This window comes from Arthrobacter sp. P1_A5 (assembly GCF_056406825.1).
Genome location: NZ_JBFTZL010000029.1, coordinates 14274 through 28329 on the forward strand (window position 1 = coordinate 14274; position 14056 = coordinate 28329).

Genomic DNA, 14056 nt, shown 5'->3' on the forward strand with positions numbered 1-14056 from the left:
GTGCGGCTGCGCCRGCCGGGAGAACGTAGAATGAACAGCGGATGGGTTGACCAGGCGGCCGCGCGTCACGCAAGTGGCTCGAGGAACGTCCGGGCTCCGCAGAGCAGGGTGGTGGGTAACGCCCACTCGGGGTAACCCGCAGGCCAGTGCCACAGAGAACAGACCGCCTGCGTGCGGCGTGTGCTTGCACAGACCGCAGGGCAGGTAAGGGTGAAACGGTGGTGTAAGAGACCACCAGCTTCCCGGGTGACCGGGAAGGCTAGGTAAACCCCACCCGGAGCAAGGCCAGACAGGACACGTTTGAGGGCTGCTCGCCCGAGTGTTCGGGTAGGCCGCTGGAGGGCGTCGGCAACGGCGTCCGTAGATGGATGGCCGCTACTCCCGCGCCGGTAACAGCGCGGGAACACAGAACCCGGCGTATCGGTCAACCCATCCACCCAACGCCGACAATCTTCGATGAGGTTTGCCGGATCCGGCCGACGTCATTGACCTGCCACATCCGCCGGCTGCATTTTGCCYCGCACACCGTCGGTGCGGTTGTGCTGGAGTACTAGGACCCGCCCGTCTGTGGCCACTGAAGGGTTGTTGTTCACAATCTGTACCGAGACGAGTTTGCCTTCGTGGTTGAATGCGCCCTCTGCCTCGTAGGTGTAGTTCGCGTTCGTGAGATATCCGGGCTTGAGTTTGTTGACCAAATCCATGAAGTCGGCGCGCGTGTATTTGCTGGAGATCGACAGTTTGCCGTTGGAGTCCCAGGCCTGGAAGGTCGGGCTCTCCGACTGACTGCCCTGGATCAGGTAGAAATAGTTGCCGACCCATGCCAGGCCCTGGTTCTTACCGGCGGTCCGCGCACCGGCCTGGGCGGGGATGGTTGCTATCAGAGCGGGATTGCCGGCTTGAACGCTGGCCCAGTCGTAGACGTAAAAGCTGCTCACCGAAGTGGTGCCGGCGTCAGTTGTTGCCATGTATCTGCCGGACACGTCCGCGCGCCATATACCGTTGATTGGAATGTTGGCACCCTTGGTGCCGGTGGTGTAGTTGTAGACAGCATAGGTGGACGCATTCGTCCGCGCCCCACCGGTTGCCCTGATGATGAAGCAAAGCTGCCCTCTTTCGTTGTAGAACCAGGGCAATGCTTCCGTCCAGCACAGATCTTCGGTTGTGACGATTCTCGACGACTTCCTGATCCCTGCGGGGAGGGTTCGGACGTCAATTCGCAATTCGGTGCCATTCTGGTTTGACACGTAGATTTCCTGTGCGCCCTCGTTGATGGACACGCCTTGCGGCCATGTTGTTTCACCGTTTTCCCGGACGGGGAACTCGCAGAGGAGCGCCACGCTGTCGAGCAGGGCGAGGGGGTCCTGGGTCATCTGGAGCGTGCCACGGTCGGCGGCCCCAGGGACGGTGGGGTCGGCGGCCGCGCCGATTTGTGCCGCCGCTGCGGAGTTGTTCAAGGCTGCGGCCACGGCTGCCAGCGCGGTTGCCAACCAGGCCCGCCGTGTCAAGATCAGCCACTGCGCTGCGCTGAATGGAGTTCCTCGGGGCGATGGCCTCATTTCAGAGCCCGTCATAAGACGTAAGGTACTCTTGAGGTCCCCAGCCGTCTATGGTCTCCGGAAGTCTGACTGGCCCCACGGCTCCATGAGTCGCGCACAAATTTGCTCAGGCCTCMTGTCGGCCTCATTTCTCAAGGCGGCAGACGGCCGCCCCGTCCGTTCCGCCGTGTGCCGCCTACGTGCGGCGGTGCACGCCAGCCCGGATGCTTGACATCATGGCCGCGGAACTAACACACTTCAATCAACGCTTCAAGGAGCGGTAGCTTCGGCGATGGTTGAGGAGTCATAGTGCCGGACGATGCTGAGTACGACTATGTGATCGCCGGGGGTGGTACCGGCGGCAGCGTTCTGGCTGGCAGATTGAGTGAAGACCCCTCAGTCCGTGTGCTTCTGCTCGAGGCGGGCAGGTCCGACCGCCATCCCTTCATCCACATGCCCGCGGGCTTCCCGAGACTGAAGGGGGGCCCGTATCAGTGGGCGTATAGCAGTGTTCCGCAAAAGCACAGCAACGGCCGCAGCATCCCGCTCCCTCAAGGCCGCGGGCTTGGCGGCGGCGGGTCCATCAACTCCCAGGTCTTCACCCGCGGCGTGGCTGGGGACTACGACGGGTGGGCCGGGGACTACGGATGCGAGGGCTGGTCCGCCGTCGAGGTGTCCAAGTATTTCATTCGCTCGGAGTCAAACACCAGGCTCTCAGGACCCCACCATGGAACCACAGGGCCGCTCGGCGTCTCTGATCTCCGGCGTCCGCACACGCTCTCGGCGGCATTCGTGCAGGCGGGCCAGGAGTTCGGGCTGCCCTACAACAACGATTTTAACGGGGCGAAGCAGCTCGGCGTTGGCTTCTATCAGACCACTACCAGGAATGGGCGCCGGTGCAGCGCAGCCGTCGCCTATCTGAAACCCGCGCGCAGGCGGCCCAATCTCACTGTCCGCGTCAATGTGACCGTCTCCAAGGTGGTCATCAAGAATGGCCGCGCCGTCGGCATCCAGACGATTGAAGGCGGAGTCGCGCGAACCTACGGGGCCCGGCGCGAGGTGCTGATCGCCAGCGGCGCGTTTGGCTCGCCCAAGTTGCTGCAGCTTTCAGGCATCGGCGACCCGGCAGACCTTGCCGCCGCCGGCATCGACGTGCTCCACGCCCTGCCAGGGGTCGGGRAGAACCTGCAGGACCACCTTGACCTGGACATCATCTACGAGCTCACCGATGACCACAGCCTGGACCGGTTCAATCGGGTGCGCCCGGCGACAGTCCTGGCGGGCCTCGAGTATCTGGCCTTCCGCACGGGACCGTTCGCGTCCAACCTCGTCGAGGCCGGTGGCTTCAGCTACGCCAACACAGATGAGAAGACCCCGGACCTGCAGTTCCACTTCCTGCCCGCGGCGAGGTCGGAGCCGGGCATTGCGTCGCTGCGGCCCGGATTCGGGGCGACGCTCAACTCGTACTTCCTGCGCCCCCGCAGCCGGGGGACAGTTCGCGTCGCGTCCTCAGATCCCACAATGACACCGATCATCGATCCGAATTTCCTGGCAGATGACTACGATCTGGAGATGACGATCGCAGGCGTGCAGCAGAGCCGGCAAATCATGGAACAGTCATCGATGGCGGCGTTCATCCAGAAGGAGCACATCGGCGACGGCTCCCGGGTGGCAACCCGCGACGAGTACGTGAATTTCGTGCGGTCCTACGGACGGACCTCGTACCACCCGGTCGGCACTTGCGCCATGGGTACCACCGACGATTCCGTTGTCTCCCCGCGGCTGAAGGTCCACGGGCTGGAGGGATTGCGGGTCGTTGACTCCTCGATCATGCCCCGGCTGGTCAGTGCCAACACCCAGGCACCCACCATCATGATCGCGGAAAAGGCCGTCGACATGATCCTTGAGGACGCAGAGGGGCTTACGCCCGGCGCGGATGGTTTTGCCGACTTCGACGTGGCCCCAGACAGTGTGTGAGTCAATTCACGCGCAACAGGCACCCCACCCTGMCTGGCCGCCCGTAGAATTGATGGTGAACGTAGAAGTTCTGCCGCCGGGCCTGCGTTCGCAGCCGGCGGTTTTTCTTTGCGCTCGATGAGGCGCCCGGGGTGGACCGAATCCCCGCCGGTGCCCGGTACCGGACACCCTCCGGCGGCCGACTTCCCCCTACGAGGACGTAGGGGGTGGATTCTAGGAAGGTAGTTCTGTGAGCCAGACGTCAGATTCTTGTCTTGATACGTGGATGGGCCGTGAGGCACTCGCCGAGGCGATGATCCCCGTGATCGGCCGGCTGTACCGCGAGAACAACGTGGTGACCTCCATCCACGGACGCAGCCTGATCAACAAGTCCACCATGAATATCCTCAAGGCCCACYGCTTCGCCCGCAGGATGAGCAAGGAAGAACTGCGCCTTGAGGAGACGGCCCCGCTGCTGGAGGCCCTGACCAAGCTGGACCTCGGCGCCGCGGCGATCGACATTGCCCGCCTCACCGAGAAATACCGCGCCGAGGGCGACGGCGCCAGCCTGGATGAGTTCCTCCGCGCCGAACTCGCCGAGGTTGTCGGCAAGCGCGGCGGCGACGACCGCACCAGCACCGACGTCGTCCTCTATGGTTTCGGCCGCATCGGCCGGCTCCTGGCCCGGCTCCTGATCGAAAAGGCAGGCGGCGGCCACGGCCTRCGCCTGCGTGCCATCGTGGTCCGCCGCGGTTCAGACAACGACCTTGCCAAGCGCGCGAGCCTGCTGCGCCGCGACTCCGTCCATGGCTCCTTCGAAGGCACCATCAAGGTTGACCTCGAAAACAACACCATCACGGCCAACGGCGTCCAGATCCAGGTCATCTACTCGGACAACCCCTCCACGGTGGACTACACCGCCTACGGCATCCACGACGCGCTCGTCGTCGACAACACGGGCCGCTGGCGCGACGCCGAGGGCCTTTCCCAGCACCTGTTGAGCAAGGGTGTTGCCCGCGTTCTCCTCACCGCACCGGGCAAGGGCGAGTTGAAGAACATTGTGCACGGCATCAACCACGGCACCATCGACGACTCGGACACGATCGTCTCGGCGGCGTCCTGCACCACGAACGCCATCACCCCTGTGCTCAAGGCGATCAACGACCGCTACGGCGTGGTGCACGGCCACGTGGAGACGGTCCACTCCTTCACGAACGACCAGAACCTGATCGACAACTTCCACAAGGGCGACCGCCGTGGACGCTCTGCCGCGCTGAACATGGTAATCACCGAGACCGGTGCCGCCAAGGCCGTGGCCAAGGCCCTGCCGGAACTGCTCGGCAAGCTCACGGGCAGCTCCATCCGCGTCCCCACCCCGGACGTCTCGCTGGCCATCCTGAACCTGAACCTGGAGAACGGCACCACCAAGGATGAGGTCAACGACTACCTGCGGGAAATGTCGCTGCACTCCGAGCTGCGCAAGCAGATCGACTACATCGATTCGCCCGAGGTTGTCTCCACGGACTTCGTCGGCTCACGCCGGGCAGGCATCGTCGACGGCCTGGCCACGATCTCCAACGACAAGAACCTCGTCCTGTACGTCTGGTACGACAACGAGTTCGGCTACAGCTGCCAGGTGGTCCGCGTCATGGAGGAAATGGCCGGGGTCAACCCGCCGTCCTTCCCCGCCAAGGATGCTGCGTCCATCCTCGAGGCCGCAGGGCTGCCCGTCGAGGTCTAGCCAGGGCGAATGTCCCTGACCGGGACATGTTCCTCCTTTCCCGGCCGATGCACTGGAATCGGCCGGGAAAGGGAACCACAATGGAGCCATGGAACCGAACCCGGCTGTTGAACACGAGACCACCCTGGAACACGCGCTGGACGTCGCGCGGAGCAACGCGAAAGAAGCGAAGCGGCTGCTGGACGACGCCCTCGTCAAACGCCAGTCCGGTGAAGTCAACGACGACCGGGTGACCCAGCTCCAGGGCCTGCTGGATCTGGCCAACGAAGATCTGAAACGGGTCACGCGGGAGCAATAGGCCCCCCGCGTTCCGCCACCGGTCCCCAACACTGTGGACAACCGCCCGAGTGGCGTGGCGTCCGCATAGGCTCAGGGCGTGCAGCCAAAACGCCGCGAGCGGCCGCCCACATGAGCGCCACCTGGATGGATTTCCGCCGCGCCCGCCGCCACTCCCGCCAAGCCTGGATCCTCCTTGCCGCGGCCGGCCTGGCCGTCCTGGGCGGCCTGGTCTGGTTCTTCACGGCCGGCCAGTTTGCCGCCGCGGAACCGCAAATCGCCGGCCCCAGCGAGGCCCCCGTCATTGCCCAAGGGTGGATGAACGCGGTGGACGCCGTCCGGGCCGTCCCGCAGGGAAGCGCTGCCGGCGTGCTCGACACCCTCGCGGTCAAGGGACGGTCGGCGAAGAACAACTATGACCGGGGCGCGTTCGGCCAGGCGTGGCTCGACGTCGACCGCAACGGCTGCGATACGCGCAACGACATCCTCCGCCGCGACCTGGCGGCCGCCGAATTCGTCAGTGGCTCCCGCTGCCAGGTGGCCGGCGGCACGTTCCAGGAACCGTACACCGGCCGCACGATCGTTTTCCGGCGCGGCGCCGAAACCAGTGCTGCGGTGCAGATCGACCACGTCGTGGCGCTGGGAGACGCGTGGCAAAAAGGCGCCCAGCAGCTCACCGCGCAGCAGCGCGAACACCTGGCCAACGATCCCCTCAACCTGATCGCCGTCGACGGTCCCGCCAACCAGGACAAGAGTGCCTCCGACGCCGCCACCTGGCTGCCGCCAAACAAGGCTTTCCGCTGCCACTACGTCGCCCGCCAAATTTCGGTCAAGGCGGCCTACCGGCTGTGGGTCACGGCGGCAGAGAAGGAGGCGATGAAACGGATCCTGGCCTCGTGCCCAGGGCAACAGACGATCGTGCCGCGCTGACGCGCCCTTCGCAGTTTCCGGGCTGGAGGACCCTTGCAGCCGTTCTGCTGCCCGGCGACAATGGGCGCGGTGGGACAAACCGCGCGCCCCAAATGCTGGAACGGAAGCCATGGCACATCGCACGCACAATTCAGGCAAGGGGCACGCCGGCCACAAGAAGGGCTCCGCACGGCGGCCGGCCCGGCTCGACGCCGGACTCTACAAGGCCGAACTTCTGCGGCTCCAGGCAGAACTGGTTGCCCTCCAGGAGTGGGTCCGGAGCACCGGGGCGCGGGTCCTCATCATCTTCGAGGGTCGGGATGCAGCCGGTAAGGGGAGTGCAATCAAGCGGGTCACCGAGTACCTGAATCCGCGGTTTGCCCGGATAGTCGCGTTGCCGGCGCCGACGGAGCGCGAACGCGGTGAATGGTACTTCCAGCGCTATGTGGCGCATCTGCCCGCCGCCGGGGAAATCGTCCTGATGGACCGCTCCTGGTACAACCGCGCCGGCGTCGAACACGTGATGGGCTTTTGCACCCCGGCGGAGCACAAACGCTTCATGGCCCAGTGCCCGGTTTTTGAACGGCTCCTCATCCAGGACGGCATCCTGGTCTTCAAGTACTGGTTCTCGATCAGCCATGGGGAACAGGAGCGGCGGTTCAAATCCCGGCTGGATGATCCCATGCGGCAATGGAAGCTCTCGCCGATGGACCGGGAGGCAATCCTGCGCTGGGAAGACTACTCGCGGGCCAAGGACGACATGTTCGTGCAGACAGACACCGCGGATTCACCCTGGTACGTGGTGGAAGCCGAAGACAAACGCCGGGCACGGATCAACCTCATCGCCCACCTGCTCTCCAGCATCGATTACACCGAAGTGCGGACCGAGCCGGTGACCCTTCCGGAACGGCCGAAGGCCGTCAACTACACGCGCCCGCCGCGGGAACTGTTCCGCTATGTCCCGGACTCCGCGGCGAGATTCGAAAAGCCGGCCGCGGACTGAGCAGGATCGGTTGGTTCAGTAGACTGCCGCATGGACATTGTGAAATACGTGACACCGTTCCTTGGCACCTGGCATGGACAAAACCGCTTGCGGCTCATGCCCACGGACGACTACAAGGCTTCGGCGGCCACCGCCACGGTGACGGTGACCGCCGCACACTTCGCGAGTGTCGCCTACACCTGGTCAGACGGTGAGAGCCAGCAGGAAGGCCTCCTGATCCTGGCCGGCGGCGCGTCCGGCGCGGATCCCGCCACCGCTGTGTGGCTGGACTCCTGGCACACGGGCAAGGCGCTGATGCAGTTTTCCGGGACCGTGGGCGGCGACGGCGTCCTCCGGCTCAACGGCTCCTATGCGGCGCCGACCGGCCCGGACTGGGGCTGGCAGATCCACCTGCACCCGGCGGACGGCCCGGGCGGACGCATCACCATGCACAACCTGGTCCCGGGCGAGGACCCGTATCAGGTGGTGGAGCTGGTACTCGACCGGTAGGGTACCGGCATGGACATCATCCTCGTACCCGGATTCTGGTTGGACGCCTCGTCGTGGGCTGACGTCACCCCGCCGCTGACCGCGGCCGGGCACAAGGTCCACCCGTTGACGCTGCCGGGCCTGGAGTCGGCCGATGCGCCGCGCGCTGGGATCGGCCTGCGCACCCACATCGACGCCGTGGTGGCGAAGATCGATTCCTTCGACGCGCCGGTGGTCCTGGTGGGCCACTCCGGCGGCGGGGCCATCATCCATGGCGCCGTCGATGCCCGCCCGGACCGGGTGGCCCGGGCTGTCTACGTGGACAGCGGACCGCTGGGGGAGGGCGGGGTCATCAATGACGAACTCCCGGCCGACGGCGACGAGGTGCCGCTGCCGCCGTGGGAGCTTTTCGAGGACGCGGACCTCACCGACCTGACCGACGAGCTGCGCGCCATGTTCCGTGCCCGTGCCATCCCGCAGCCGCGCGGCGTGGCCCAGGACCGGCAGCAGCTCTCGGATGAACGCCGCTTCGAGGTTCCGGTCACCGTCATCGCCTGCGAATTCCCGTCCTCGATGCTGACGGAAATGGTTGCCGGCGGCCACCCGTATGTGGCGGAGCTCGGACGGATCCGCCAGGTCGACTACGTGGACCTGCCTACAGGCCACTGGCCGCAGTTCACCAGGCCGGCAGAGCTCGGAGCCGCGATCCTGGCCGCCGTCGACCGGACCTAAAGGAACTGGCCGGCCGGGTCACTGCTGACCCGGGAAATCCCGCCGAAATTCTCCACCTTTGGGACCCGCCGCCGGCTCGTCCCGCCAAACCGCCGGCGATTTCCTGCGCGTCGGCGTCAAACGTGGGGAAAGTCCGCGTGCAGCAGCGCCTAACTGCCGCCGTCAGTGGCCGAACGGGTCCGGGTCTACTCCCGGCATCCAGGTCAGGCCGGGAACGCCCCAGCCGCTGCGCTTGGCCTGCTTCATGGCCCGGCGGGCATAGCGGTCAATGAGCCGGTTGACGTAGAGCTTGCCGTCGAGGTGGTCGTACTCGTGCTGGATGACCCGGGCGAACCACCCGGTCGCCTCGAATTCCACCGGCTTCCCGTCACCGTCGAAGCCCTGGACCCTCGCCCATTCGGCCCGCTTGAGCGGATACTGTCCGCCGGGGAAGGACAGGCAGCCTTCCTCTTCCTCGTCGGGGTCCGGCAGCGCGCCGGAAATCTTCGAAAGTGTCAGGACAGGATTGACCACGACGCCGGTGGGCGCGGCGCCGTCGTCGTTGTCGTACTTGTACACGAAGAGCCGCTTGCCGACCCCCACCTGGGGGGCCGCCAGCCCGACGCCGTTGGCGGCGTCGTTGGTCTCGAACATGTCGGTGATCAGGGTGCGGAGCTCGTCGTCGAAGACGTCGACTTCCGCGGCCCGGCGGTGCAGCACGGGCTCGCCCCAGATCGTGATGGGCAGGACGGTCATATCAGGAAAGTTCCTCGGATGCAGGTGGAGTCGCGGCGTCTCAGCCGGCGATGGTGCGGCCGACGACGTCGCGCATGATTTCGTTGGTGCCGCCGAAGATCGTCAGCAGCCGGGCGGCGAGGTAGGCCTGGGCCACCGGGTATTCCATGATGTAGCCGTACCCGCCGTGCAGCTGCAGGCAACGGTCCGTGACGGACTTGGCGCGCTCGGACGCCCACAGTTTGGCACGGGCAGCGCCTGCGGCGTCGAGCTCTCCGGCGTTGAACGCCAGGATGGCCTGGTCCACGTACGCTTCGGTGACCTCGACCTCCGTGAGGAGGTCGGCGAGTTCGAAGCGGCTGTTCTGGAAATCGATGATTCGCTCGCCGAACGCGTTGCGGTCCTTCGTGTAGCGGACAGTCGCCTCGTAGGTGGCGCGCACGACGGCGGAGCTTGCCACGGCGATCGCCAGCCGGCCCTGGGGGAGCTGTTCGGCCGCGTACTGCAGGCCCTTGCCTTCCTCGCCGACGAGGTCCGCGTGCGGGACGCGGACGTTGTCGAAGAACAGCTCGGCCGTGTCGGAGGCCTTGAGGCCCATCTTGTCCAGTTGCTTGCCGGTGTTGTAGCCCTCACCCTTCTGGACCATGAAGAGCGAGAACGAGTCGCGGTTTCCGCGTCCGGTGCCGCCGTCAGTGCGGGCCAGGACGAGGGAGGCGTCGCCGGAGATGCCGTTGCCGATAAACGTTTTCTGGCCAGTGATCAGCCAGTCGTCGCCGTCGCGGACTGCCTTGGTGCGGATGCCGCGCAGGTCGGAGCCGGCCCCCGGTTCGGTCCAGGCGACCGAGGTGATCTTTTCGCCCGAGACCATGCCCGGGAGCCAGCGGGCCTTGAGGTCATCGGAGCCGTAGGCCAGCAGGTGGGGGAGGACCATGTCATCGTGCAGGTGGAACGCCAGGCCGACCGCGAGGTGGTTGCTCTTGGCGAATTCTTCGTCCAGCACTGTCCGGAATCGGTAGTCGGACATCCCCATGCCGCCGAACTCTTCCGGCACGGCCAGGCCCAGCAGGCCCTGCTCGCCGGCAGCGGACCACAGTTCCCGGGGCATCATGTGGTCCTCGTCCCACTGGGTGTAGTGGGGAGCGACCGCACGCGCGTTGAACTCGGCGGCCATCTCACGGAACATCTCGTGGTCTTCTTCAAACAGCTTGCGCTTCACTGCGATTCCTTCCAATACAGACAACAAAGGCCGCACCGGATAACCGGTGCGGCCTTTGGAAAAGGTCGGACAATCACTGCCGTCCTTCATGAGGGTGAGCGACGGGGGTTGAACCCGCGACCTCCTGGACCACAACCAGGCGCTCTGCCAACTGAGCTACGCCCACCATGTGCCATATCACGCCCTCCGGCGAACCGGCTGACTGGAAAGGCAACGACAAATAGCTTACCTGCTGTTTGGGGGTGGTTTTGCCACTTTTGCGATTTTCGCCGAAATTTCCGCGAAACGTGGCGCAGATTACTTTTCCGCGCCACGTCCCCGGCGACGTTTCATAGGCTCTGCTGCGCGGAGGGGAGGTGTGCGGGCGCTACTCCGCCGGGGTGGGCTCGGCTGCTTCGCCGCCCATGACGCGCTTGGCGATCCGCTGCGCCGTGGCACTGTCCGGGCCCGGCGCGGGGACAAATACGGCCTCGCGATAATACCGGAGTTCGTCGATGGAGTCCTTGATGTCGCCGAGCGCCCGGTGGCCGCCCAGCTTGGCCGGGGACTGGAAGTAGGCCCGGGCAAACCAGCGGCGGGAGAGTTCCTTGATGGTGCTCACATCGATGACCCGGTAGTGCAGGTGCTCCACCACGTCGGGCATGTCGCGGACAAGGAACACGCGGTCGGTGCCCACCGAGTTGCCGCCGAGCGGGGCCTTCCGGGGATCCGGCACCCATTTCTTGATGTAGGCGAGCACGGCTGCCTGCGCTTCGGCCATCGTCTTGCCGTGCGGAAGCTCCGCCAGCAGGCCGGACCGTGTGTGCATGTCGCGGACAAAGTCGTTCATCTGGGCCAGCGCGGCGTCGTCGGGCTTGATCACGACGTCGACGCCGTCCCCCAGGATGTTGAGCTCCGAATCGGTCACCAGGGCGGCCACCTCGATAAGGGCGTCATTCTTGGTGTCCAGGCCGGTCATTTCGCAGTCGATCCAGACGATGCGTTCGTTAGTAATAGGCACCCGCCCAGCCTACCGTTCCGACGTCACAGAGCCGTCCGGTGCTAGGATTTCGAATACGCGGCCGCCGAATTATTTCGGCACTTATTTCTTCGACGCGGCGCCCCGGGCCGGACACTGCGGCCGGCTGTGGGCGGAATTGTGGCCCACAACAGATTGGACGATCCTGACATGACGGCGCCTGTGCCTGCGGCGGGGGAAACGGCTGCCGGTACGTCCCGCCCGTCCACGTCCCGCCCTTCTGCGGCCGGCCGGACCGCGCTCACCCCGGCTGCGGCCTCCCCTGAGGGGGAAGGGGCCGTCGGCGACGTCGATAACCCGCGGTCCCCGATCCTTGCCGGGTTCCTGGGCTCGCTGTTCATGACTATCGGTTCGATCGGCGTCGGCTGGCTTGCCCCCGCATCCGAACTCCGCCGAGTCCCGCTGTTCATCTGGATGCGCACCGAGGCCCTCGGCGTCGCCCTCTGCATTGTCCTGCTGGCCTTCGGCGGCATGCTGCTTGTCCGCGCCTGGCTGCGGCTCGGCCAGCGCGTCCGGGTCTGGGGGGCCGGGGCCCGCAAGGCCACGCTCCAAGCGACGGTGGCGTGGGGGCTGCCGCTAATGTTCTCTGTGCCGCTGTTCAGCCGCGACGTCTACGCGTACATCGGCCAGGGCCGGCTCATGGTGGAGGGCTTCAACCCCTACGAAAACGGCATTTCGGCGCTGTCCAACTACTTCCAGCTGGGCGCCGACAGAATGTGGACCGAAGCTCCCGTCCCCTACGGGCAGCTGTTCCTGTGGATCGAACAGTTCGTGGTCTGGGCCACCAACGTGCACCCTKAAGGCAGCATCATGCTGTTCCGGATCGCGGCCCTGGTGGGCGTGGTCCTCTGCGTGATCTACGTGCCGAAACTGGCCGAACTGCACGGAGTGAACCCGAACCGGGCCCTGTGGCTGACGGCGGCCAACCCGCTGTTCCTCACCAACTTCATCGCCAGCGTCCACAACGACGCCCTCATGATCGGCCTGGCCCTGGCGGGCCTTTATTACTGCGCCACGCGCCGGGTCATCCTCGGAATCGTGCTGGTCACGCTCTCCATCTCGGTCAAGCCCATCACGGTGGTCTTCCTGCCGTTCATCGGCCTGCTCTGGGCGGGCAAGGGCGCCAGCTGGCCGCGCAAGTTCGTCTTCTGGGCCCTCACGGCCGGCATCAGCGTGGCCTTGCTGTATCTCATGAGCCGGGTCAATGGCTTCGGCTTCGGCTGGATTAACGGGCTGTCCGCCCCGGGCAGCATCTGGATCTGGTACGCGCCTGTTGGCCTGGTGGGCCTGATCGTGGCCTCCATCTCCAACGCCTTCGGGCTCGACGGCTGGGGACTGGCCAAGTGGGCGTTCGACGCCGGCAAGCTGCTCGCCGTCGGCATCGTCGCCTGGCAGATCTTCCGCGGCGACTACGACCGGCTGATGCGCCGGCTCACCCTGGCGTTCGCCGCCGTCGTGCTGCTGTCCCCGATGATCCAGTCCTGGTATATCGTCTGGCTCATCCCGCTCTTCGCCGTCACGGGCATCCGCGACGACTGGCAGGTCAAGGCGCTCTACTTCATCGTGTCCTTCTTCATGGTGTACGCGATCTCGGACCAGCTCGACGTCTTCCCGTACCTGCAGACCGCGGATCTGGGCCTGGCCCTGGCGCTGGCCCGCAACGCCGCGGCGATCATTGCGTTGCTGTTTGCGCTATACCTGATCTTCCTTGACCCGAAGACGAAGCTGCTGTTCACCAAGTCGGACGAGCCGGTCACCGCGCGGCCGATCATCTAGGGCTGGTTCTGGCTAGGCCGCCAAGTTCCTGAGCRCTTCCTTGCGCGAGAGCGGACTGAGCCGGTCCGCATGCCGCCGCACAAACGCTTTCACCCAGGCCGGATCCGTCCTGCCGTACTGGCGCAGCGCCCACCCGATCGCCTTGCGGATGAAGAACTCCCGGTCCTCGAGGTTGGCCTCGATCACAGCGGCCAGGAGCTCCGTGTCCGTGGCGTCCTTCGCCCCCAGCTGTGCGGTGATCGCGGCCCGCCGGACCCAGAAGTCCTCGTCCCGGCTCCAGCGTTCGAGCACCGGCGTCAGTTTTGCCCGGTGGGCCTGCAACAGGGCGCCCAGCCGGTGGGCCACCCCGTCCACCAGGTCCCACCACGCTCCGGTGCGGATGATTTCCTCATAGAGGGCCAGCATGCCCAGTTCCCCGGCTGCCGGCTTGAGCCCCGTGAGCTCGATCGCGGCATAGCGTTCCTCACGGTGTCCGGCGTTGCGCCACAGCACAAGCACGGCGGACTGCAGCTCCGCCAGGGTGCCCGGCGGGTGGTCCGCGGCCGCGGCCCGGACAATGCTGCGAACCTCGGGAACCCGCACGCCCAGGGATGGCATCTGCGATTTCATGTAGGCCTGGGCCCCCGCGGCGCGGCCCGGATCGGCAGCAGCCTGGAGGCTGCCGCGGATCGCGTCAATCAGTTCCGTGGTGGTCATGAGGCCACTGTAGACA

At 65.8% G+C, this 14056-nt stretch carries 13 protein-coding genes, 1 tRNA gene and 1 other RNA gene; 9 read left to right on the forward strand and 6 right to left on the reverse strand.

What is annotated here, in order from left to right:
- The first annotated feature begins 42 nt into the window (after positions 1-42).
- Positions 43-436, forward strand: an RNA gene (gene rnpB / locus AC1D1S_RS07195) — RNase P RNA component class A.
- Positions 437-482: 46 nt separating this feature from the next.
- Here the strand turns inward: rnpB and AC1D1S_RS07200 are convergent.
- On the reverse strand, positions 483-1487 hold the full coding sequence (locus tag AC1D1S_RS07200; RefSeq protein WP_476994110.1) for a hypothetical protein: 1005 nt from the start codon (positions 1485-1487) through the stop codon (positions 483-485).
- 357 nt (positions 1488-1844) lie between these two features.
- On the opposite strand from AC1D1S_RS07200, the gene AC1D1S_RS07205 reads away from it, so the two are divergent.
- The 7 genes from AC1D1S_RS07205 (at position 1845) to AC1D1S_RS07235 (ending at position 8620) form a co-directional block, all read left to right on the forward strand.
- Complete coding sequence (locus AC1D1S_RS07205) at positions 1845-3512, forward strand: GMC family oxidoreductase (protein ID WP_476994111.1); 1668 nt, start codon at positions 1845-1847, stop codon at positions 3510-3512.
- Between the two features lie 229 nt (positions 3513-3741).
- Positions 3742-5232: a glyceraldehyde-3-phosphate dehydrogenase gene (locus AC1D1S_RS07210; RefSeq protein WP_476994112.1), complete on the forward strand. Its 1491-nt coding sequence runs from the start codon at positions 3742-3744 to the stop codon at positions 5230-5232.
- A gap of 88 nt (positions 5233-5320) precedes the next feature.
- Positions 5321-5530 (forward strand): hypothetical protein, encoded by a 210-nt coding sequence (locus tag AC1D1S_RS07215; RefSeq protein ID WP_018773403.1) that lies wholly within the window; start codon positions 5321-5323, stop codon positions 5528-5530.
- A gap of 110 nt (positions 5531-5640) precedes the next feature.
- Entirely contained in the window at positions 5641-6438 is a 798-nt protein-coding gene (locus AC1D1S_RS07220; protein WP_476994113.1) for an HNH endonuclease family protein, read from the forward strand.
- A gap of 109 nt (positions 6439-6547) precedes the next feature.
- A complete protein-coding gene (ppk2, locus tag AC1D1S_RS07225; RefSeq protein ID WP_476943967.1) occupies positions 6548-7420 on the forward strand; it encodes a polyphosphate kinase 2 in 873 nt (290 codons plus the stop codon).
- A gap of 30 nt (positions 7421-7450) precedes the next feature.
- Positions 7451-7909, forward strand: a complete 459-nt coding sequence (locus AC1D1S_RS07230) for a DUF1579 family protein (protein WP_476943966.1) — start codon at positions 7451-7453, stop codon at positions 7907-7909.
- 9 nt (positions 7910-7918) lie between these two features.
- Positions 7919-8620 carry an alpha/beta fold hydrolase gene (locus AC1D1S_RS07235; protein ID WP_243177200.1) on the forward strand — a complete coding sequence of 234 codons (702 nt, stop codon included), beginning with the start codon at positions 7919-7921 and terminating at the stop codon, positions 8618-8620.
- Between the two features lie 162 nt (positions 8621-8782).
- Here AC1D1S_RS07235 and def read toward each other — a convergent pair whose 3' ends face one another.
- From def to orn, 4 genes are all read right to left on the reverse strand, one after another.
- Positions 8783-9355, reverse strand: a complete 573-nt coding sequence (def, locus tag AC1D1S_RS07240) for a peptide deformylase (RefSeq protein ID WP_476994114.1) — start codon at positions 9353-9355, stop codon at positions 8783-8785.
- 40 nt (positions 9356-9395) lie between these two features.
- The gene (locus AC1D1S_RS07245; protein ID WP_476945262.1) at positions 9396-10550 is read right to left on the reverse strand and encodes an acyl-CoA dehydrogenase family protein; all 1155 of its coding nucleotides are present in this window, start codon (positions 10548-10550) and stop codon (positions 9396-9398) included.
- A 93-nt stretch (positions 10551-10643) separates the two neighbouring features.
- Positions 10644-10716: transfer RNA gene (locus AC1D1S_RS07250), tRNA-His, on the reverse strand.
- A gap of 201 nt (positions 10717-10917) precedes the next feature.
- Positions 10918-11550 carry an oligoribonuclease gene (gene orn, locus AC1D1S_RS07255; protein ID WP_308197202.1) on the reverse strand — a complete coding sequence of 211 codons (633 nt, stop codon included), beginning with the start codon at positions 11548-11550 and terminating at the stop codon, positions 10918-10920.
- 168 nt (positions 11551-11718) lie between these two features.
- On the opposite strand from orn, the gene mptB reads away from it, so the two are divergent.
- Entirely contained in the window at positions 11719-13344 is a 1626-nt protein-coding gene (gene mptB / locus AC1D1S_RS07260; RefSeq protein ID WP_476994115.1) for a polyprenol phosphomannose-dependent alpha 1,6 mannosyltransferase MptB, read from the forward strand.
- A gap of 12 nt (positions 13345-13356) precedes the next feature.
- Here the strand turns inward: mptB and AC1D1S_RS07265 are convergent, their stop codons facing one another.
- A complete protein-coding gene (locus tag AC1D1S_RS07265) occupies positions 13357-14040 on the reverse strand; it encodes a DNA alkylation repair protein (protein ID WP_476994116.1) in 684 nt (227 codons plus the stop codon).
- Between the last annotated feature and the right edge of the window lie 16 nt (positions 14041-14056).

What these genes read in the sequence shown, in the direction of transcription:
- AC1D1S_RS07215 (WP_018773403.1), top strand. Translation starts at nt 5,321, where the DNA reads ATGGAACCGAACCCGGCTGTTGAACACGAGACCACCCTGGAACACGCG.
- AC1D1S_RS07220 (WP_476994113.1), top strand. Translation starts at nt 5,641, where the DNA reads ATGAGCGCCACCTGGATGGATTTCCGCCGCGCCCGCCGCCACTCCCGC.
- ppk2 (WP_476943967.1), top strand. Translation starts at nt 6,548, where the DNA reads ATGGCACATCGCACGCACAATTCAGGCAAGGGGCACGCCGGCCACAAG.
- AC1D1S_RS07230 (WP_476943966.1), top strand. Translation starts at nt 7,451, where the DNA reads ATGGACATTGTGAAATACGTGACACCGTTCCTTGGCACCTGGCATGGA.
- AC1D1S_RS07235 (WP_243177200.1), top strand. Translation starts at nt 7,919, where the DNA reads ATGGACATCATCCTCGTACCCGGATTCTGGTTGGACGCCTCGTCGTGG.
- def (WP_476994114.1), bottom strand. Translation starts at nt 9,355, where the DNA reads ATGACCGTCCTGCCCATCACGATCTGGGGCGAGCCCGTGCTGCACCGC.